Annotated in this window: 21 protein-coding genes and 1 tRNA gene; 8 read left to right on the top strand and 14 right to left on the bottom strand. The window is 75.5% G+C overall.

Features of this window, described 5'->3' with window-relative positions:
• Nucleotides 1-205 precede the first annotated feature (205 nt).
• The gene (gene aroA / locus ACI784_RS22920) at nucleotides 206-1,474 is read left to right on the top strand and encodes a 3-phosphoshikimate 1-carboxyvinyltransferase (protein WP_457015050.1); all 1,269 of its coding nucleotides are present in this window, start codon (nucleotides 206-208) and stop codon (nucleotides 1,472-1,474) included.
• Nucleotides 1,475-1,614: 140 nt separating this feature from the next.
• The gene (gene rsgA, locus ACI784_RS22915; RefSeq protein ID WP_456925440.1) at nucleotides 1,615-2,487 is read left to right on the top strand and encodes a ribosome small subunit-dependent GTPase A; all 873 of its coding nucleotides are present in this window, start codon (nucleotides 1,615-1,617) and stop codon (nucleotides 2,485-2,487) included.
• 7 nt (nucleotides 2,488-2,494) lie between these two features.
• On the opposite strand, the gene ACI784_RS22910 is transcribed toward rsgA, so the two are convergent.
• Complete coding sequence (locus ACI784_RS22910) at nucleotides 2,495-3,217, bottom strand: hypothetical protein (RefSeq protein WP_457015049.1); 723 nt, start codon at nucleotides 3,215-3,217, stop codon at nucleotides 2,495-2,497.
• Between the two features lie 57 nt (nucleotides 3,218-3,274).
• Nucleotides 3,275-3,811 (bottom strand): DUF2087 domain-containing protein, encoded by a 537-nt coding sequence (locus ACI784_RS22905; RefSeq protein ID WP_456925442.1) that lies wholly within the window; start codon nucleotides 3,809-3,811, stop codon nucleotides 3,275-3,277.
• Nucleotides 3,812-3,863: 52 nt separating this feature from the next.
• Here ACI784_RS22905 and ACI784_RS22900 point away from each other — a divergent pair, with 52 nt between their 5' ends.
• Together ACI784_RS22900 and hisN are read left to right on the top strand one after the other, a co-directional pair.
• Nucleotides 3,864-4,040: a DUF2795 domain-containing protein gene (locus ACI784_RS22900; RefSeq protein WP_456925443.1), complete on the top strand. Its 177-nt coding sequence runs from the start codon at nucleotides 3,864-3,866 to the stop codon at nucleotides 4,038-4,040.
• 22 nt (nucleotides 4,041-4,062) lie between these two features.
• A complete protein-coding gene (hisN, locus tag ACI784_RS22895; protein WP_456925444.1) occupies nucleotides 4,063-4,860 on the top strand; it encodes a histidinol-phosphatase in 798 nt (265 codons plus the stop codon).
• A 111-nt stretch (nucleotides 4,861-4,971) separates the two neighbouring features.
• Here the strand turns inward: hisN and ACI784_RS22890 are convergent, their stop codons facing one another.
• The 7 genes from ACI784_RS22890 to ACI784_RS22860 form a co-directional block, all read right to left on the bottom strand.
• Entirely contained in the window at nucleotides 4,972-5,169 is a 198-nt protein-coding gene (locus ACI784_RS22890) for a hypothetical protein (RefSeq protein ID WP_456925445.1), read from the bottom strand.
• A gap of 71 nt (nucleotides 5,170-5,240) precedes the next feature.
• Nucleotides 5,241-6,620: an FGGY family carbohydrate kinase gene (locus ACI784_RS22885; protein ID WP_457015048.1), complete on the bottom strand. Its 1,380-nt coding sequence runs from the start codon at nucleotides 6,618-6,620 to the stop codon at nucleotides 5,241-5,243.
• Nucleotides 6,617-7,201 carry an XdhC family protein gene (locus ACI784_RS22880; protein ID WP_457015047.1) on the bottom strand — a complete coding sequence of 195 codons (585 nt, stop codon included), beginning with the start codon at nucleotides 7,199-7,201 and terminating at the stop codon, nucleotides 6,617-6,619. Before ACI784_RS22880 ends, ACI784_RS22885 begins: the two co-directional genes overlap by 4 nt.
• Complete coding sequence (locus ACI784_RS22875) at nucleotides 7,198-8,214, bottom strand: aldo/keto reductase (protein ID WP_457015046.1); 1,017 nt, start codon at nucleotides 8,212-8,214, stop codon at nucleotides 7,198-7,200. Before ACI784_RS22875 ends, ACI784_RS22880 begins: the two co-directional genes overlap by 4 nt.
• A 55-nt stretch (nucleotides 8,215-8,269) precedes the next feature.
• On the bottom strand, nucleotides 8,270-9,463 hold the full coding sequence (locus tag ACI784_RS22870; protein WP_457015045.1) for a cytochrome P450 family protein: 1,194 nt from the start codon (nucleotides 9,461-9,463) through the stop codon (nucleotides 8,270-8,272).
• 88 nt (nucleotides 9,464-9,551) lie between these two features.
• The gene (locus ACI784_RS22865; protein ID WP_457015044.1) at nucleotides 9,552-10,331 is read right to left on the bottom strand and encodes an aldo/keto reductase; all 780 of its coding nucleotides are present in this window, start codon (nucleotides 10,329-10,331) and stop codon (nucleotides 9,552-9,554) included.
• Between the two features lie 50 nt (nucleotides 10,332-10,381).
• Nucleotides 10,382-10,819, bottom strand: coding sequence for a nuclear transport factor 2 family protein (locus ACI784_RS22860; RefSeq protein WP_457015043.1), 438 nt, complete (start codon nucleotides 10,817-10,819; stop codon nucleotides 10,382-10,384).
• A gap of 200 nt (nucleotides 10,820-11,019) precedes the next feature.
• Here ACI784_RS22860 and ACI784_RS22855 point away from each other — a divergent pair, with 200 nt between their 5' ends.
• The 3 genes from ACI784_RS22855 (at nucleotide 11,020) to ACI784_RS22845 (ending at nucleotide 14,200) form a co-directional block, all read left to right on the top strand.
• On the top strand, nucleotides 11,020-12,417 hold the full coding sequence (locus ACI784_RS22855; protein WP_457015042.1) for a cystathionine beta-synthase: 1,398 nt from the start codon (nucleotides 11,020-11,022) through the stop codon (nucleotides 12,415-12,417).
• Between the two features lie 77 nt (nucleotides 12,418-12,494).
• Entirely contained in the window at nucleotides 12,495-13,643 is a 1,149-nt protein-coding gene (locus ACI784_RS22850) for a cystathionine gamma-synthase (RefSeq protein ID WP_457015041.1), read from the top strand.
• Nucleotides 13,644-13,690: 47 nt separating this feature from the next.
• A complete protein-coding gene (locus ACI784_RS22845) occupies nucleotides 13,691-14,200 on the top strand; it encodes a VOC family protein (RefSeq protein WP_456925454.1) in 510 nt (169 codons plus the stop codon).
• Nucleotides 14,201-14,212: 12 nt separating this feature from the next.
• On the opposite strand, the gene ACI784_RS22840 is transcribed toward ACI784_RS22845, so the two are convergent.
• The 4 genes from ACI784_RS22840 to ACI784_RS22825 form a co-directional block, all read right to left on the bottom strand.
• Nucleotides 14,213-14,500, bottom strand: a complete 288-nt coding sequence (locus ACI784_RS22840) for a GNAT family N-acetyltransferase (RefSeq protein WP_456925455.1) — start codon at nucleotides 14,498-14,500, stop codon at nucleotides 14,213-14,215.
• 40 nt (nucleotides 14,501-14,540) lie between these two features.
• Entirely contained in the window at nucleotides 14,541-14,738 is a 198-nt protein-coding gene (locus ACI784_RS22835; protein WP_457015040.1) for a ferredoxin, read from the bottom strand.
• Nucleotides 14,738-16,027 (bottom strand): cytochrome P450, encoded by a 1,290-nt coding sequence (locus tag ACI784_RS22830; RefSeq protein WP_457015039.1) that lies wholly within the window; start codon nucleotides 16,025-16,027, stop codon nucleotides 14,738-14,740. The genes ACI784_RS22835 and ACI784_RS22830 overlap by 1 nt, the downstream gene beginning before the upstream one ends.
• A gap of 137 nt (nucleotides 16,028-16,164) precedes the next feature.
• Nucleotides 16,165-16,238, bottom strand: a tRNA-Met gene (locus tag ACI784_RS22825).
• Between the two features lie 103 nt (nucleotides 16,239-16,341).
• Between ACI784_RS22825 and ACI784_RS22820 the strand changes: the two genes are divergently transcribed.
• On the top strand, nucleotides 16,342-16,770 hold the full coding sequence (locus tag ACI784_RS22820) for a hypothetical protein (RefSeq protein ID WP_457015038.1): 429 nt from the start codon (nucleotides 16,342-16,344) through the stop codon (nucleotides 16,768-16,770).
• 16 nt (nucleotides 16,771-16,786) lie between these two features.
• Here the strand turns inward: ACI784_RS22820 and ACI784_RS22815 are convergent, their stop codons facing one another.
• Complete coding sequence (locus ACI784_RS22815) at nucleotides 16,787-17,428, bottom strand: cation transporting ATPase C-terminal domain-containing protein (protein ID WP_457015037.1); 642 nt, start codon at nucleotides 17,426-17,428, stop codon at nucleotides 16,787-16,789.
• Between the last annotated feature and the right edge of the window lie 681 nt (nucleotides 17,429-18,109).

Raw genomic sequence — 18,109 nt, 5'->3', positions numbered from 1 at the left:
CGCCCCCCCCCCCCGCGACCCCACCCCCCCCCCCCCCCCCCCCCCCCCCCCCCCCCCGGGCCGCGGGGCCCCCCCCCCCCCCCCCCCCCCCCCCCCCCCCCCCCGCCGTCGAGGGCGCCGACGCCGGGGCGGCTTGGGAGCGCCGGGTGGCCGCCGCCGTCGCCGTCCTGCTGGGGGCTGACCCGCGCAGGGCACACTGGGGGCCGTGACGCAGGTCTGGACGACGCCGCACCGTGGGACCCCCGTGGACGCCGTCGTGGCCCTGCCCGGCTCCAAGTCGCTGACCGCCCGCGCCCTGGTGCTGGCCGCCCTCGCGGACGGCCCGGGCCGGCTGGTGCGCCCGCTGCGCGCCCGCGACACCGACCTCATGGCCGCCGCCTTGCGCGCGCTGGGGGTGCCGGTCTCCGATGACGGTGACGACTGGCTGGTCACCCCCGGGGAGCTGCGCGGCCCGGCCGAGGTCGACGCCGGGCTGGCCGGCACCGTGCTGCGCTTCCTGCCGCCGGTCGCGGCGCTGGCCACCGGCCCGGTCCGGGTGGACGGCGACCCACGGCTGCACGAGCGGCCCAACGCCGGCCTGATCGCGGCGCTGCGCGACCTCGGCGTCGAGATCGACGACGGCGGCCGCGGGCGGGCGCCGTTCACCGTGCACGGCACCGGGCGGGTGCGCGGCGGCGCGGTGACCGTCGACGCGAGCGAGTCCTCGCAGATCGTCTCCGGCCTGCTGCTGGCCGCCGCCCGCTTCGACGAGGGCCTCGACCTCGCGCTCGCCGGCGGGCTGCCGTCGATGCCGCACGTGGAGATGACCGTGGCGTCCCTGCGGGAGCGCGGCGTCGAGGTCGCGGCCACCGACCGCGGGTGGCGGGTCTCCCCCGGCCCGATCGCCGCCCGCGACGAGGTGCTCGAGCCCGACCTGTCCAACGCCGCCCCGTTCCTCGCGGCGGCGCTGGTGACCGGCGGGCGGGTCACCGTCCGCGACTGGCCGGAGGTGACCACGCAGCCGGGCGGGCAGCTGGACCGGCTGCTGACCGAGATGGGCGCGTCGGTCACGCGGACCGGCGACGGCCTGCAGGTCAGCGGGGGCGGCCGCATCGCACCACTGGTCGCCGACCTGGGCGAGGTCGGCGAGCTCACCCCGGTGCTGGCCGCGCTGTGCGCCCTGGCCGACGGCTCCTCCCGGCTGACCGGCATCGGGCACCTGCGCGGGCACGAGACCGACCGGCTGCAGGCGCTCGACGAGGTGCTCAGCGCGGTCGGGGCGACGGTGGAACAGCTGCCCGACGGGCTGGTCGTCACCCCCGGCCCGCGGCGGCCCGCCCGCCTGGACTCCTACGCCGACCACCGCATGGTGCACGCCGCGGCCGTGCTCGGACTGGCGATCGACGGGGTCGAGGCCGCCGACCCGGGAGCGGTGACCAAGACCCTCCCCGACTTCGTCGAGCGGTGGACCACGATGCTCGGAGCCGAGCGCTGAGCCGCCGGCACGATCGCCGGTCCGACGAGGACGACATCCGGGTCCGGCCGAGCCGCCGCGGCTCGCGACCGCGGACCCGCACGCGCCCCACCCACGACGACGCCGTCCCGGGGCTCGTGGTCGCCGTCGACCGGGGCCGGATGACGGTGCGCGTCGACGGCGCGGACGGCGGGCCGCTGGAGGTCACCGCGATGCGCGCCCGGGAGCTGGGCCGGCACGGGGTGGTCGTCGGCGACCGGGTGCGGCTGGTGGGCGACACCAGCGGGCGCACCGACACCCTGGCCCGCATCGTCGTCATCGAGGAGCGGACGACGTCGCTGCGGCGCACCGCCGACGACACCGACCCCACCGAGCGGGTCGTGGTGGCCAACGCCGACCAGCTTGTGGTCGTCACCGCCGTCACCGACCCGGAGCCGGCGCTGGGCTTCCTCGACCGCTGCCTGGTGGCCGCCTACGCCGGCGGGCTCGAGCCGCTGCTGTGCCTCACCAAGACCGACCTGGCCAGCCCGCAGCCGCTGCTGGACCGCTACGCGGGCCTGGACGTCGACGCCGTCCCGATGTCGCGGGAGACGCCGCTGGACGGGCTGCTGGACCGCCTCGACGGGCGGATGAGCGTGCTGGTCGGCCAGTCCGGTGTCGGCAAGTCGACACTGGTCAACCGGCTGGTGCCCGACGCGTTCCGGGCCACCGGCGAGGTGACCAAGGTCGGCAAGGGGCGGCACACGTCGTCCTCGGCGGTGCTGCTTGACCTGCCCGGCGGCGGCACCGTCATCGACACCCCCGGCATCCGCTCGTTCGGGCTCGCGCACGTCACCGCGGAGGACGTCGTGGCCGCGTTCGACGACGTCGCCGAGGCCGCCGTCGACTGCCCGCCCGGCTGCGGGCACACCGCCGCGGACCCCGACTGCGTGCTGGACGCGTGGGCCGACGCCGGCCCCCCGGCCCGCCGTGAGCGGCTGGAGAGCCTGCGCCGGCTGCTGGACGCCGTCGGCCAGCTCGGCCCCGGCTACTGACGCGGGGTCAGGCGAAGAGCCGGTCGTCCATCGGCTCGTCGACGGCCTCGATGCGGAGGTCGTGCCCGTCACCGGCCCAGGTGCCGTCCAGCGCCTCGGTCAGCACGCAGACGCCGGTCTGCACGTCGAGCCGGACCCGGTGCCGCGTCGGGTACTCGGCGCCCTCCTGCGGGGCGCCCCACTCGAGCTCGTCGATGCGCCGGTCGCGCAGCAGCGAGCAGCACGCGCAGCGCGGTTCGTAGGCCGGCGTCGTCCGGACCACCGCCTCCCAGGCCGGCCGCCCGCCGTGCTCGACCTCCGTGACACGGTCGACCTCCAGCCCGGCCGGACCCGGGGCGCCGGTCGTGGCGTCGCGCCCGTCGGCGAGCTCCACCGGGTCGAGCAGGGCCACCCACTCGTAGCTCTGGTACATCGGGTCGTCGTAGGACAGCTCGCGCGGCCGCTCGGCGACCAGCCCGTCGCCCCGCAGCACCGGCGCCGGGCCCTCGGCCGGCCAGGGCAGCGTCAGGGTCCGCCCGCCGTCCGCGGTGAGGACGCCGACCTGCCGCCGCTGTTCCCGCACCACCTGCAGCAGGCCGCCGTCGACCGCCTCCACGCGCAGCGCGTCGGGCCGGCGCACCCACGCCCGCACCGGCCCGCCCACCCGCCACCGGCGCAGGGTGAACCGCAGCGTCGTCCAACGCCACGGCGACGAGCGGGCCAGGGCGCGGAGGTCGTCGGCGTCGGGCACGCGCGCAGTGTGGGCTGCGATCGCCGTGCGGACCAGCGGATTCGCGGCCCCGTTCTCCTAGACGTCGACCCAGCCGCCGCTGCGCCAGTAGAGGCCCGCCTCCCGGGTGAGCAGGCCCTCGTCGACCAGGTAGCGGCGCAGCGCGGCGGTGTCGGGGTGCCAGACGGCGAGCAGCGCGTTGACCTCCCGCTCCGGGTAGCGGACGCCGACCTCGAACACCCGAACCAGGTGCTCGAGCACCACCCGCCGCTTGCTGTGCTGGGCCGGGATGGAGACCAGCCGCCCGTCGCGCACGAACGCCGACAGCACCGCGTGCTCCGCCGGGTCGTCCGACAGCGGCTCGGGCGGCGGCGCGGACTCCGCGGCGGCCCGGGCGGCTGCACCGAAGCGGTCGGTCAGCAGCTCGAGGTCGTGCCGGTCGCGGCGGACCAGGCCGGCGCGGGCCAGCCGGCGGGCGGCGAGGGCGACGTCCTTGAGGGAGAGCCCGGTGGCCTGCGCGACCTCCTCGATGGTCCCGGCGCCGAGGGCGAGCGCGGCGACCACCTTGAGGCGGGCCGGGTCGGCGAGCAGCCCGGCGATCGTCGCGGCGTCCACGTCCCGACGGTATCCGCGCTTCCCCGGGGCGGGGCGCGGGTAGCCCGGGGGCATGGTGAGCCCCATCGACATCCAGAAGGCCCTCAAGGGCATGGACTACCCGGCCACGAAGGAGCAGATCCTCGAGCACGCCAAGGGCAGCGACGAGGACGTGCTGGGGGCGCTGCAGAAGATCGAGGACCGCGAGTACGAGGGGCCCAGCGGGGTCAGCTCCGCGGTGTTCGACTGAGCGCCCGCTAGGTTCGGTGCCCATGACACCGGGCCGGGACTACACGGGTGACATGCACCTGGCGCACGTGCTCGCCGACCAGGCCGACTCGATCAGCCTCGATCGCTTCCGTGCGCTGGACCTCCAGGTCGACACCAAGCCGGACCTGACGCCGGTCACCGACGCCGACCGGGCGGTCGAGGAGCAGCTGCGCATCACCCTGGCCCGCGCGCGCACCCGCGACGCGGTGCTCGGCGAGGAGATGGGCGTGACCGGCCACGGGCCGCGGCGCTGGGTGCTCGACCCGATCGACGGGACGAAGAACTTCGTCCGCGGGGTGCCGGTGTGGGCGACGCTGATCGCGCTGTTCGACGGCGACGAGCCGGTGGTCGGGCTGGTCTCGGCACCGGCGCTCAACCGGCGCTGGTGGGCGGCGAAGGGCGTCGGCGCCTGGACGGGCCGGCGGCTGGAGTCGGCCACCCGCTGCACCGTCTCGCAGGTGACCTCGCTGCCCGACGCGAGCCTGTCGTACTCGAGCCTGTCGGGCTGGGAGGAGCGCGGCCTGCTCGGCGGCTTCCTCGACCTCACCCGGTCGGTGTGGCGGACCCGCGCCTACGGCGACTTCTGGAGCTACGTGCTGCTGGCGGAGGGGGCGGTGGACGTCGCCTGCGAGCCGGAGGTCTCACTGTGGGACCTCGCGGCGCTCGACGTCATCGTGCGGGAGGCCGGGGGCCGGTTCACCGACCTGACCGGGGTGCCCGGTCCGGCCGGTGGCAGCGCGCTGGCGACCAACGGCGCGCTGCACGACGCCGCGCTCGGCCTGCTCCGCCCCTCCTCCTGAGGCGCCCCGGCCGGGCCCACCGCGGGCCCGGCCGAGGTGACGTACTGGAACGGCCACCCTCCAGGGGCCCGCGCCGAGCCTGCGAGGCGTGGGGAGGAGGGTGGTCCTTCTTCAGTGGCCGACGCCCCAGCCGCGGTCGCCGCCGCTGGACCCGCGGCCGCCCTGGAACCTGCGGCGCGCCTCCTCGATCTTGGCGCGGGTCTTCGGGTCGTTGGCGAACTGCTGGGCCTTCGCGGTGGCCTGCTGGATGACCTCCCGGCCCTTGGGCGTGTTGGCGAACTGGGTGAGCTTGGTGAACAGCGACGCCATGTCGCGATCTCCTCCTCGGCACTCGGTGTGGACTCTCCCGGTCAACGGGTGGTGCCCCGCCGCCGTTCCGCTCACCCCCCGCGCCAGCGGCGGGCAGCCGCCCGCAGCTCCGGGCCGGGCCGCGGCTCGACCAGGAGGCCGGGCTCCCGCCGCGGAGCCACCTCCACCCCGGTCCCGACACCCGCGAGGAGGGCGGCTCCCACGGCCGACGCGCTCCGGATCGGCAGGTACCGCACCGGCTCCCCGAGGACGTCGGCGACCAGCTGGGAGACCACCGGCGACCGCCCGCCGCCCCCGGTGAGCACGACCGGCCCCTCGCCACCCAGCAGCTCCGCCGCCGCGCCCATCGCGAACACCACGCCCTCGACGGCCGCCCGGGCGAGGTCGGCGCGGGTGGTGCCGGCCGACAGCCCCGTCCAGCTCCCGCGGTCGGCCGGACCGGCGATCCCCCCGCGCTCGCCGGTGAGGAACGGCTTGAAGACCACTCCCCCGGCGCCGGCCGGCACGGCTGCCGCGGCGTCGAACAGCGCCGCGCCGGGCAGCCCGAGCACCTGGCCAGCCCATGTCCAGGCCAGCCCGCCGTTCTGCAGCGCCGCCATCGCGTACCAGCCGTCGCCGACGTCGGCGTAGCAGTGCACCGGCGGGTCGGCGGCGGGCGCGGGTGTGCCCCGGGGCTGGATCACCTGGACCCCGGTGCCGAGGTTGACCTGGCGGGCGGCGCCGGTGCCCACGGCCAGCAGCGCCAGCGGGGTGTCCGCGCCGCCCACCACCACCGGCACCTCGCCGACCGGGAGGCCGGCGGTGCCCACGACCTCGGCGGAGGGGCGCACCGCGGGCAACCGGCCGGGGTCGATCCCGGCCGCGGCGGTCGCGGCGGCCGACCAGCCGTCGGCGACGAAGTCCCACAGCAGCGTGCCGGAGGCGTCGCTGCGGTCGGTGACCCCCGGGTCGGCGTCGGGCACGAGCGTGGCGCGCACGGCGTCCTTGGGCAGCAGCACCGCGGCGGCCCGCGCCACGAGCCCGGGCCGGTGCACCGCCAGCCAGGCGAGCACCGGGCCGGTCATGCCGGGCACCAGCGGGTTGGCCAGCGCGGCGCGGGCGTCGTCCGGCAGCGCGCGCCAGCGGGCCACCTCGGCGACGGCCCGGGAGTCGGGCCAGAGCACCGCCGGGGCCAGCGGCACGCCGGCCTCGTCCACCAGGACGACGCCGTGCATCTGCCCCGACAGGCCCAGCCCCGCCACCCGGCGGCCGGCCAGCGCAGGGGCGACCTGGGCGAGCGCGTCGTCCAGGGCGCGCCGCCACAGCGCCGGGTCGGTCTCCGCCCACCCGGGACGCGGGCGGTCCACGTCGTAGCCGGACTCCCCCTCCGCGACCACCGCCCCCGACGCGTCGAGCGCCACCAGCTTCAGCCCGCTCGTGCCGATGTCGGCACCGAGCAGGACGGCGTTCACCGCGGCCGGTGGACGGAACCGCCGCTGCGGCCGTTCCGGTCGGCGAGCAGCCCGGCCAGCGTGCTCAGGGCGATCTCCGGCGGCGTCCGGGAGCCGATGTCCAGGCCGATCGGCCGGTGCACGCGCGCCACCTCCTCCGGCGCCACGCCGAGGGCGGCCAGGGCGGCGACGTGCGGCCCCTCGTGCCGCGGGTTGCCCATCACGCCCACCCATCGCACCGGGCGGGCCAGCGCGTCGCGGAGCACCTCGCCCAGCTCGGGCCGGTGGTGGTCGGTGACGACGACGTCGGCGTCGGCGAGGTCGACGTCCAGCTCGGCGATGCCGGGGACGTCGCCGCCGCGGGCCGGGTCCGGGTCGAGGAGCACCGTGCGGAAGCCGAGCTCGGGGGCCCACCGCTGGAGCACCTCGGCCACCGGGGAGGCGAAGACGGCGACCAGCAGCCGCCCGGTCTGCTCGCCGGCCGGTGCGCCGTGGGCGACCCCGCAGTTCGGGTCGGGCGCGCTGCCACCCGGCTCGACCCCGACCCCGTTCCGCTCCTCGGTCGCCGGCGCTCCCTGCGATGCTCGCGCGGGCGTCGTCATCGCGCGGCCCGCTCGGGGCTGTCGCCGTAGGCGTAGGAGGCGTCGGCGTACCGGCTGCCCTCGGCCACGCCCGGTGGGGCGATCGCCGACAGCCGGGCCAGCTCGTCGTCCGACAGCTCGACGGCGGCCGCGCCGACGTTCTCCTCGAGGTAGGAGCGCCGCTTGGTGCCGGGGATCGGGACGACGTCCCCGCCCTGCGCCAGCACCCACGCCAGCGCCAGCTGGCCGGCCGTGCAGCCCTTCTCCGCCGCCATGGCCCGGACCGCCTCGACCAGCCGGAGGTTGGCGGCGAAGGCGTCCCCGGTGAAGCGCGGGTGGCCGCGCCGGAAGTCGTCCTCGGCGAAGTCCTCGGGGCTGGTGATCGCGCCGGTGAGGAAGCCGCGGCCCAGCGGGCTGAACGGCACGATCCCGATCCCGTGCTCGCGGGCCACGCCCAGCACCTCACCCTCGAGGTCGCGGGTCCACAGCGACCACTCGCTCTGCAGTGCGGCGATCGGGTGGACGGCGACCGCGCGGCGGATCGAGGCGGCACTGGCCTCGGACAGGCCCAGGTGGCGGACCTTGCCCTGCTGCACCAGCTCGGCCATCGCGCCGACGGTGTCCTCGATCGGCACCTGCGGGTCGACCCGGTGCTGGTAGTAGAGGTCGATCACGTCGACCCCGAGCCGGCGCAGGCTCGCCTCGGCGCGGGCCCGCACGTTCTCCGGGCGGCCGTCGATGACCATGCGGCCGTCCTGACGCGAGATGGAGAACTTGGTGGCCAGCTGCACCTCGTCGCGCCGCGCGGCGATCGCCTCGCCGACGAGCTCCTCGTTGTGCCCGTCGCCGTACACGTCGGAGGTGTCGAGGAAGGTGACGCCGAGGTCCAGCGCGCGGTGGATGGTGGCGACCGACTCGTCGCGGTCGGCGGCTCCGTAGCTCTGGCTCATCCCCATGCAGCCGAGGCCGAGGGTGGAGACGACCAGGCCGTCGCGGCCGAGCGGGCGGGTTCCGACAGGGTGGGAGGAGGTCACCCGCGCATCCTCGCCCCGCGGGTTCTTCGACCGCCACCGCCCCGTCGCGGTCCCGCTACGAGAGCAGCACCGGCAGCCGCTCCAGGCCGTGGACGATGACGCTGCGCCGGTGCCGCAGCTCCTCCGCCGGCACGGCCAGGCGCAGGCCGGGGAACCGGTCGAGCAGCCAGCGCAGGGCCACCTCCCCCTCCAGCCGCGCCAGCGGGGCACCGAGGCAGAAGTGCAGCCCGTGGCCGAAGGCCAGGTGGCCACCGGCGTCGCGGTCGGGGTCGAGCAGCTCCGGCCGGTCGAAGCGGGCCGGGTCGCGGTTGGCCGCTCCCACCGAGAGCGTCACCACCGACCCGGCGGGGATCGTGGTGCCGGAGTACTCGACGTCCTCGGCGGCGAAGCGCAGCGGGGCGTTGTGCACCGGGCCGTCCCAGCGGAGGAACTCCTCGATCGCCGCGGGGATCCGCTCCGGGTCGCTCCGCAGGTGCTCCCGCAGCGCCGCGTCGGTGGCGATCCCCAGCACCGCGTTGCCGATGAGGTTGGCGGTGGTCTCGTGCCCGGCGATGAGCAGCAGCACGCCCATCGCGACGACCTCCTCGGTGCTCAGCTGGTCGCCGGACTCGGAGACCTCGACCAGGGCCGAGATCAGGGCGCCGTCCGGGGACCGCCGCTTGACCTCGACGAGGTCGTACAGGTACCGCGCCAGGCCGGCGGTGGCCTGCTGCTCGTCGGCGTCGTCGCGGTCGTCCACCAGCGCCCGCGACCAGGGGCCGAAGGCGTCGCGGTCGGCCTCGGGCACCCCGAGCAGCTCGCAGATCACGGCCATGGGCAGCGGCACCGCGTAGCCGGCCAGCAGGTCGACCGGCTCCCCGGTGGGCAGCCCGTCGAGCAGCCCGGCGGCCAGCACCTCGATGCGCGGCCGCAGCTCGGCGGTGCGCCGCGGGGTGAACGCGCGGGCGACCAGCCGCCGCAGCCGCGTGTGGTCCGGCGGGTCCAGCAGGATCATCATCGAGCCGAACGGCCCCGGCAGGCGCGGGGCCCGCGCACGGAACTCCGGCGGCAGGGTCGCCCGGTGGTCCTTGACCAGCCGGGGATCGGTGAACGCGGCGCGCACGTCGTCGTAGCGGGTGATGAGCCACGTACTGCCGCCCCGCGGCAGCGCCACCTGCCGCACCGGGGCCTGCGCCCGCAGCCGCTCGTAGGCCGGGTACGGGTCCCGCCAGAACGAGCCCTCGAACACCGAGTCGTCGACCGTCGTCACCCCGCGCCCCCTGCCCCAGCCGGCTCCCCCGCCCAGCGTCGGCGCCGCGGTCCGGGGCGACAAGACGGAACGGGGGTGTCGCCGTCCCTCACCCCCGCGACAGGCCGTCGATCCGCGCCATCTCGCCGTCGGTCAGGGTGAGACCGCCGATCGCCAGGTTGGCGCGGATCCGCTCCGGCGTGGCGGACCGGGGGATGACGACGACGCCGTGCTGCACGTGCCAGCGCAGCACCACCTGCGCCGGGGTCACGCCGTGCGCGTCGGCGACCTCCCGCAGCACCGGGTCCCCGAGGTCGGTGTTCTTGAACGGGCTGTAGCCCTCGAGGACGATCCCACGCTCCCGGTGCCCCGCCTCAACCGCCGCGTCGTACCGCGCCGGCGCCCAGCTGACCTGGTTCACCTGCGGCGTCACGCCGGTCGCCCGCGTCAGCCGGTCGACCTGGACGAGGGAGTGGTTGCTGACCCCGATCGCCCGGGCCCGGCCGGCCTCGCGGGCGGCGACGAAGCGCTCCCACACGCCCTCGCCGCCACCGTCGATCGGCCAGTGGACGAGCCACAGGTCGACGGCATCGACCCCGAGCGCGTCCAGCGACGCCGACAGTGTCCGGTCGGGGCGGCCGGCGTCCCTCGGCTGCAGCTTGGTGGTCACGAAGACCTCGTCCCGGTCGAGGCCGGAGTCGCGCAGCGCCCGCCCGACCTCGGCCTCGTTGCGGTACATCGTCGCGGTGTCCAGGTGCCGGTAGCCGGCGTCCAGAGCGGTGCGGACGGCGTCGTAGCAGGTCGGCCCGGTCAGCTGCCACGTGCCGAAGCCGACCAGTGGCATGCGGCGGCCGTCGGCGAGCGGCACGGCGGGGACGGTCTCGGTCATGCCGGGCCGATGCCCCCGACCGCGCCGGACGACACCCGGTACGGGCGCCGTCAGTCGCCGAGCTGCTGCTGGATCGCGGCCATGTCGATCCAGGCGCTCTCCCGGCTGATCCGGCCGTCCCGGAAGTCGAAGACGTGCAGGAACCGGACCCGTACCGGCCGCCCCCGACCGTCGAGCCCGAACGGCCGTCCCACGGCCGTCGCGTGCAGGAGCGACTCGTCGGCGACGTGGTCGGGCCCGTACCACCGCCGGACGGGCTCGAACCGGTCGATCCGCAGGTCGGCGAACAGGTCCCGGTAGAACTCCGCGATCCGGTCGGTGCCGTGGAGCGGTCCACCGGGACGGCCGACGACGTCGTGCTCGGCGTCGGCCGCGAAACCGGCGACGAGCGAGTCGAGATCGGCGGTCTCCTCGGCCCGGTAGTGACCGTCGACCAGCTCGTCCATCAGTGCCCTGGTCATGACGGCGGTGGCGGGTGGAGTGGACATGGCGCCCTCCGGTTCACGGCCCCCGTGGCGGTGTCAGGACACTGACATGGTGGCCCCGCCGGCACGGTCCGAGCGGCTCCCCGTGCGCCGCGACGAGCGTGCTCGCCCGGACGGCGGCGGGGCCGGCCGGAACCCGTCGGCGGTCTGGTGGGATGGGTGCGTCGAGGTGCCGGTGGACGGCGCCCGCCGAGGAGGGCCCCGTGCAGTACGCCGAGTCCGTCATCGACCTGGTCGGCAACACCCCGCTGGTGCGGCTGACCTCGGTCACCCGCGACCTGGGTCCCGACGCCCCGCTCGTGCTCGCCAAGGTCGAGTACCTCAACCCCGGCGGCTCGGTGAAGGACCGCATCGCGGTGCGCATGGTCGACGCCGCCGAAGCGAGCGGCGCCCTGCAGCCGAACGGCACGATCGTCGAGCCGACCAGCGGCAACACCGGCATCGGCCTGGCGCTGGTGGCCCAGCAGCGCGGCTACCGGTGCGTGTTCGTGTGCCCCGACAAGGTGGGCCAGGAGAAGATCAACGTGCTGAGGGCCTACGGCGCGGAGGTCGTCGTCTGCCCCACCGCCGTGGACCCCGCCGACCCGCGCTCCTACTACTCGGTGTCCGACCGGCTCACCCGCGAGACGCCCGGCGGGTGGAAGCCGGACCAGTACTCCAACCCCGCGAACCCGCAGTCCCACTACGAGACGACCGGCCCGGAGATCTGGGCGCAGACCGAGGGGCGGATCACCCACTTCGTCACCGGCATGGGCACCGGCGGCACGATCAGCGGCACCGGGCGCTACCTCAAGGAGGCCTCCGGCGGGCGGGTGCGGGTCATCGGCGCCGACCCGGAGGGGTCGGTCTACTCCGGCGGCACCGGCCGGCCGTACCTGGTCGAGGGCGTCGGCGAGGACTTCTGGCCGTCGACGTACGACCGCACCGTCGCCGACGAGGTGATCGCCGTCAGCGACGGCGACTCGTTCGCGATGACCCGGCGGCTGGCCCGCGAGGAGGGGCTGCTGGTCGGCGGCTCCTGCGGGATGGCCGTGGTCGCCGCCCTGCGCGCGGCCGAGCACCTGACCCGGGACGACGTCCTCGTCGTCCTCCTCCCCGACGGCGGCCGCGGCTACCTCGGCAAGATCTTCAGCGACGAGTGGATGGCCGACTACGGCTTCCTCGACGCCACCGGCGGCGAGGAGACGGTGGGCGAGCTGCTGCGCACCAAGTCCGGGGAGACGCCGACGCTGGTGCACACCCACCCCAACGAGACCGTCCGCGAGGCGATCGACATCCTCCGCGAGTACGGCGTCAGCCAGCTGCCGGTGGTGCGCGCCGAGCCGCCGGTGACCGCCGGCGAGGTGGTCGGGTCCGTCGACGAGAAGACCCTGCTCGACGCTCTCTTCGAGGGCCGGGCCCGGCTCGGCGACCGGGTGGAGCGGCACATGTCGGCGCCGCTGCCCATCATCGGCTCGGGCGAGCCGGTCAACGCCGCGGTGGCCGCGCTGGGCTCCGCGGACGCCCTGCTGGTCCACGTCGACGGCAAGCCTGCCGGCGTCGTCACCCGGCAGGACGTGCTCGGGCACCTGGCCGGCCTCGCGCCTACGGTCGGCGCATGAGTCGCGAGGACGACGCCCGAGCGAGCACCGCAGCGAGCGCCGGCGAGCGAGGAGCGGAACGAGGTCGGAGTCGAGCCATGGGTACGACCCCCGGCTTCAACACCCGTGCGATCCACGCCGGGCAGGACCCCGACCCGGCCACCGGGGCGGTCATCGTCCCCGTGCACCTGACGACCACCTACAAGCAGGACGGCGTCGGCGGGCTGCGCGGCGGCTACGAGTACAGCCGCAGCGGCAACCCGACGCGGACCGCGCTGCAGGAGGCCCTGGCCGCGCTGGAGCAGGGCACCGCGGGCCTGGCCTTCGCCTCGGGCCTGGCCGCCGAGGACACCCTGCTGCGCACGGTCTGCGAACCGGGCAGCCACGTCGTCCTCGGCGGGGACGCCTACGGGGGCACGTACCGGCTGATCTCGAAGGTGGCCTCGCGCTGGGGCGTCGAGCACACCCCGGCCGACCTCAACGACGTCGACGCGCTGCGGGCGGCGATCCGGCCCACCACGCGGGTGGTCTGGTGCGAGACCCCGACCAACCCGCTGCTCAACATCGCCGACATCGCCCTGGTGGCCGAGGTCGCGCACGAGGCCGGCGCGCTGCTCGTCGTCGACAACACCTTCGCCTCGCCGTACCTGCAGCAGCCGCTCACCCTGGGGGCCGACGTCGTCGTGCACTCGACGACCAAGTACCTGGGCGGGCACTCCGACGTCGTCGGCGGCGCGCTGGTCGTCGGGGAGGACGCGGACCTCGCCGAGCGACTGGCCTTCTCCCACAACGCGATGGGCGCCGTGGCGGGCCCGTTCGACTCGTGGCTGGTGCTGCGCGGCCTCAAGACCCTCGGCGTGCGCATGGACCGCCACCAGGCCAACGCCGCCCGCATCGCCGAGTTCCTGCTGGGCTCGGACGCCGTCACCTCGGTGCTCTACCCGGGCCTGCCCGACCACCCCGGCCACGACATCGCCGCCAAGCAGATGTCCGGCTCCGGCGGGATGCTGTCGTTCCGGCTGGCCGGGGGCGAGGAGGCGGCGCTGCGGGTCTGCGAGCGGGCGCGGGTGTTCACCCTCGCCGAGTCGCTGGGCGGGGTGGAGTCGCTCATCGAGCACCCCGGCCGGATGACCCACGCCAGCGCCGCCGGCTCACCCCTCGAGGTGCCGGCGGACCTGGTGCGGCTGTCGGTCGGCATCGAGGACGTCGAGGACCTGCTGGCCGACCTGGAACAGGCCCTCGCCTGAGGAGGGACCCCGTCGACCCCGGCCACCCACCCGAGGAGGATGCAGTCGTGAGCACCACCGAGAGCGCCGTCGACCTGGCCGCCGTCGCGCAGGAGCGCGACCGCATCCGCGCGGCCCACCTGCGCCCGGCCGGCGAGCGGCCGGCGTCCACCGCCCGCGGGCTGCACCACACCGCGCTGATCAGCAGCGACGTCGAGCGGACCGTCCGCTTCTACCAGGACGTCCTGGGCTTCCCGCTGACCGAGCTGATCGAGAACCGCGACTACCCCGGGTCGTCGCACTTCTTCTTCGACATCGGCAACGGCAACCTCATCGCGTTCTTCGACTTCCCCGGCCTCGACGTCGGCCCGTACGCCGAGGTGCTCGGCGGTCTGCACCACATGGCGATCAGCGTCGAGCCCGCGCGCTGGGAGGAACTGGTGCAGCGGCTCACCGACGCCGGGGTGGAGCACGTCGTGCACAGCGGCGTCTCGGTCTACTTCCGCGACCCCGACGGCGCCCGCATCGAGCTCATCGCCGACCCGCTGGGCGAGATGTACGGACACCACGTCCTGTAGCGGGGCCCCGCGTCACGACGGCTGGTCGACCAGGTCGGCGTACTCGGGGTGCCGTTCGATCCAGCCGCGGATGAACGGGCAGCGCGGCACGGCCCGCAGCCCGCGCGACCGGACGTCGTCCAGCGCGCCGCGGGCCAGGGTGCCGCCCACGCCGCTGCCGCCCTGGTCGGGGTCGACCTCGGTGTGGGTGAACACCACCTGGTCGCCGTGGCGCCGGTAGGCGGCCAGGCCGAGGACGCGGTCCCCGTCCCGGACCTCGTAGCGGTCGGCTCCCGGGTTGTCCCGGACGGTCAGCTCCATGGTCGCGGCAACCCGTCCCCGCCCGGCACTGTTCCGCCGGTCAGTCGTCGACGGCCAACGCCAGGGCCCGGGTCGGGCACTGGGCGACGGCCTCCCGGACGTCGGACTCCTCGTCCGCACCCGGTTGCGGCCGCAGCACCGTGACGACGCCGTCGTCCCCGACCTCGAAGACCGCGGGCGCGAGGGCCTCGCAGGTGCCCGAGCCCACGCAGCGCTCGAGGTCGGCCGTGACCCGCATCAGCCGACCGCCGCCAGCCGCGCGGGCAGCCGCTTGATGCCGTTGACGAAGGAGGAGCGCAGCCGGTCCGGCTCGCCGGTCACCTCCAGGTCGGGCAGCTGGTCGAACAGCGCGCGGAAGGTGACGGCGAGCTCGCGCCGCGCCAGGTGCGCCCCCAGGCAGAAGTGCGGCCCCTTCGAGCCGAAGCCGACGTGCGGGTTGGGATCGCGGCCCAGGTCGAAGACCTCGGGGTCGGCGAACACCTCCGGGTCCCGGTTGGCCGAGCCGTAGAAGAGCAGGAACTTGTCGCCGGCGGCGAACCGGTGGCCGTTGACCTCGCCGTCCCGGGTGGCGGTGCGCCGCATCCAGGTGACCGGGCTGGTCCAGCGCACGACCTCCTCGACGGCGGTGCGGTCCAGGCCGGCGTCGGCCATCCAGCGCGCCCGCTGGTCGGGGTGCTCGTGCAGCGCGAGGACGCCCTGGGAGATGGCGTTGCGGGTGGTCTCGTTGCCGGCGACCAGCAGCAGGATGAAGAACGACGCGATCTCCTGGTGCGAGAGCTTCTCGCCGTCCACCTCGGTGGTCACCAGCGCGGTGGTGAGGTCCTGGCGGGGGTGGGCGAGCCGCTCGGCGGCCAGCCGCTCCATGAGCCCGGCCAGCTCCATCCCGGCGAGCAGGAAGGCGTTGAGCGGGTCGTCCTGGTCCTCGATGAGGTCAGGGTCCCCGCCGGACAGGATGATGTTCGACTGCGCCAGCACGCTCGCGCGGTGCTCCTCGGGGATGCCCAGCATGTCGCAGATGACCCGCAGCGGGATCGGTGCGGCGATGTCGGCGACGACGTCGATCGCCCCGCCGTGGGCCGCCGCCGTCCGCCGGGCCGCGGCGAGGACGTCGTCGACGACGGCGCGCACCGAGTCGAGCACCTGCTCGAGCATGCGCGGGGTGAACGTCTTCGACACGATCCGGCGGATCTTGGCGTGCCGGGGGTCGTCCATGCTGATCAGCGACCCGTAGAACTCGTTGAGGTCGGCCGGGATGTCCTGGATCGAGACCGCCCCCTGCCCGGAGCAGAAGACCGCCGGCTGGGAGCTGATCGCCTCGACGTCGGCGTAGCGGGTGACCGCGGTGTAGCCGGGGCCCACCGGCAGCATCGGCATGACCGGCTCGGTGTAGAAGGCCCACGGCCGCTCGCGGCGGAGCGCGGCGAACGTGGCGTGGCGGACCGACGGCGGGCCCGCCCACCACTCCCGGTCGGACAGGTCGACGGCGTCCAGGTCGACGGGAACGGGTGGCACGGTCTCGACGGACACGGAGCGCCCTCCTCACGGACGGTCAGCGGTGACCGGAACGCTAGAGAGACGCAGGGGTGAGGCACAACACAACCCGGGCCCGGCGTTGGAACGGCAGAGGGCCCGGCCACCGTGGTGACCGGGCCCTCTGCGAGGAGTAGCGGGGACAGGATTCGAACCTGTGACCTCTGGGTTATGAGCCCAGCGAGCTACCGAGCTGCTCCACCCCGCGTCGCACCTCCACCATACACGCCCACCGGAACGGCGTCGGACGCCCCCTCCGGTACGCGCGCGCCTCACGCTCCGCTTCTGTCCGGACACCTACAGTCGCGCCCGTGGCGGCGGAGGTGGCGACCAGCAGCTTCCGCGGCGACCCGCAGCCGGTGGAGGTCTTCCACGCCGGCCACTGGTTCCCCGGTGACCTGCTGGGCTGGCGGTTCGACGAGACCGGCACGTGCCGCGTCCGCGTCCGCTGCGTCGTGGGTGGGCTCCGGCACACCGCCTGGACCGACCTCGCGCACCTGCGCCTGCCGACCGCGGCCGTCGTCCCGGCGCCCGCCGTCGAGGCCGTCGTCCCGGTCTCCCCTCCGGTGCCCGTGCCGCGGACCGCTCCTGGGATCGCGTCCGGCCGGGCACGGCCGACGGCGGACGGCGACACCGGCCGGCATCCGCTGCTGCCGGGGGCCGACCGACACCCGGCGCCGCCGGCCGTCCCGCGCCCCCGCCGCGCCGGGCTCGTCGAGTGGGTGACCGCGGCCGGCTGAGCCTGGTCGTGGTCGGCTAGGAACCGACCGCGAGGGATCGCCCGGTCGTGTCCACCGCGCCAGCTCGCCTGCCCGCGGTCCGCTGTCGCCTGAGCTGGACCGCCTTGTCGACCGCGACGACGGACGGCGCGATGAGGGAGAGGCCGATCACGGTCAACCACTGCCCGCCGGTCAGCGACGTGGTGTCGAGCAGGCGCTCGAGCATGTCGAGTTCCACGGCCGCCCACGTGAGGGCCCAGCCGCAGACGATCCAGCCGAGGTACGGGAAGACCGGCGACGACCACGGCGCCTCCCGCTCCCGCCGCATCACCAGCCCGATGTTGACCGCGCTGAGCGACACGACCGCGAAGGCCATCGTCATGGACGCCGACGCCTGCTCGGTGCTGGGCTCGTCCGGCCCCCAGGCGAGCACGGCCAGGCCGCACGCGGCGACGATGAACCCGGTGACCACCCAGCGGACGACCTGAGGGGGGTTGACGATCTTCGTGCCCGGCGCGCGCGGCGGCCGCTGCATGACGCCGGGATCCGGGACGTCGACGATGAACCCGATCACCACGGTGATGACGACGAAGAACTTCGCGAACAGCAACTGGAGCGGGAAGAGCGCGACGCCCTGGTTGATGTCGAGGATCGTCGCCAACACCATGAGCTGCAGCACCGACGAGAGGATCGTCGGCGCGGCCGGGCCGGCTCCCGTCGTGGAGCGCGGCGCCGAGCTGCAGCCGGCCGGCGGTGAGCTGCGCGATGCCGGCCGGACTCCAGCGGCCGAGGGTGGTCACGCCGGGGCCGAGGTCGGGTGGTGCCTGCTGCTGCCACGGCGCGGAGCGCACGAGTGTCCTCCGGTTGCGATGGGCGGCGCCGGGCCGCGTGACCCAGGAGCACGTCGTGAGGCGGGTCGCGCGGTGGACTCGCCCATGGTGCGGGACTGCTCAGCGGACGGGTCCCTGTGCACCGACGATGCTGCGGAGAACGGGGCGCGTGCCGGGCGTGAGTTCACCGGCAGGTGCGCCCCGGACTCGGATGGCCCTCTGTCGCCTGCCGGTGGCGGCGTCTGTACCCCGGCGCCTGCGGGTCCAACCTCCGGTCCGCCGGTGCCACCGGCGTCCTCGAGCTGCAGGGCAGATGCGAGGGCGAGACCAGATGATTCAGTGCTGGCGGGCGCCGTCCACGAGCTGCGCACGCCCGGTGACCGGCAGCCGGTGCTCGAGGCGGCGGACGCGGATGCGGGTGCTTACGGGGTTCATCGTGATCGTCCACCGCCCGAACGGCGGGTGCGGGAGCAGCTCGAGGTCGCGTGTGGTGACCCACTCCGCGCGACCGCGCGTCTGCGGTGGAGGGA

Source organism: Geodermatophilus sp. SYSU D01186, assembly GCF_054050215.1.
Note: the sequence above shows the minus strand (reverse complement) of the source record. Positions and strands in the feature narration are given on the sequence as shown.

What these genes read in the sequence shown, in the direction of transcription:
- ACI784_RS22900 (WP_456925443.1), top strand. Translation starts at nt 3,864, where the DNA reads ATGGTGAGCCCCATCGACATCCAGAAGGCCCTCAAGGGCATGGACTAC.
- ACI784_RS22840 (WP_456925455.1), bottom strand. Translation starts at nt 14,500, where the DNA reads ATGGAGCTGACCGTCCGGGACAACCCGGGAGCCGACCGCTACGAGGTC.
- ACI784_RS22880 (WP_457015047.1), bottom strand. Translation starts at nt 7,201, where the DNA reads ATGACGACGCCCGCGCGAGCATCGCAGGGAGCGCCGGCGACCGAGGAG.
- rsgA (WP_456925440.1), top strand. Translation starts at nt 1,615, where the DNA reads ATGACGGTGCGCGTCGACGGCGCGGACGGCGGGCCGCTGGAGGTCACC.
- hisN (WP_456925444.1), top strand. Translation starts at nt 4,063, where the DNA reads ATGACACCGGGCCGGGACTACACGGGTGACATGCACCTGGCGCACGTG.
- ACI784_RS22865 (WP_457015044.1), bottom strand. Translation starts at nt 10,331, where the DNA reads ATGACCGAGACCGTCCCCGCCGTGCCGCTCGCCGACGGCCGCCGCATG.
- ACI784_RS22850 (WP_457015041.1), top strand. Translation starts at nt 12,495, where the DNA reads ATGGGTACGACCCCCGGCTTCAACACCCGTGCGATCCACGCCGGGCAG.
- ACI784_RS22860 (WP_457015043.1), bottom strand. Translation starts at nt 10,819, where the DNA reads ATGTCCACTCCACCCGCCACCGCCGTCATGACCAGGGCACTGATGGAC.
- ACI784_RS22835 (WP_457015040.1), bottom strand. Translation starts at nt 14,738, where the DNA reads ATGCGGGTCACGGCCGACCTCGAGCGCTGCGTGGGCTCGGGCACCTGC.
- ACI784_RS22890 (WP_456925445.1), bottom strand. Translation starts at nt 5,169, where the DNA reads ATGGCGTCGCTGTTCACCAAGCTCACCCAGTTCGCCAACACGCCCAAG.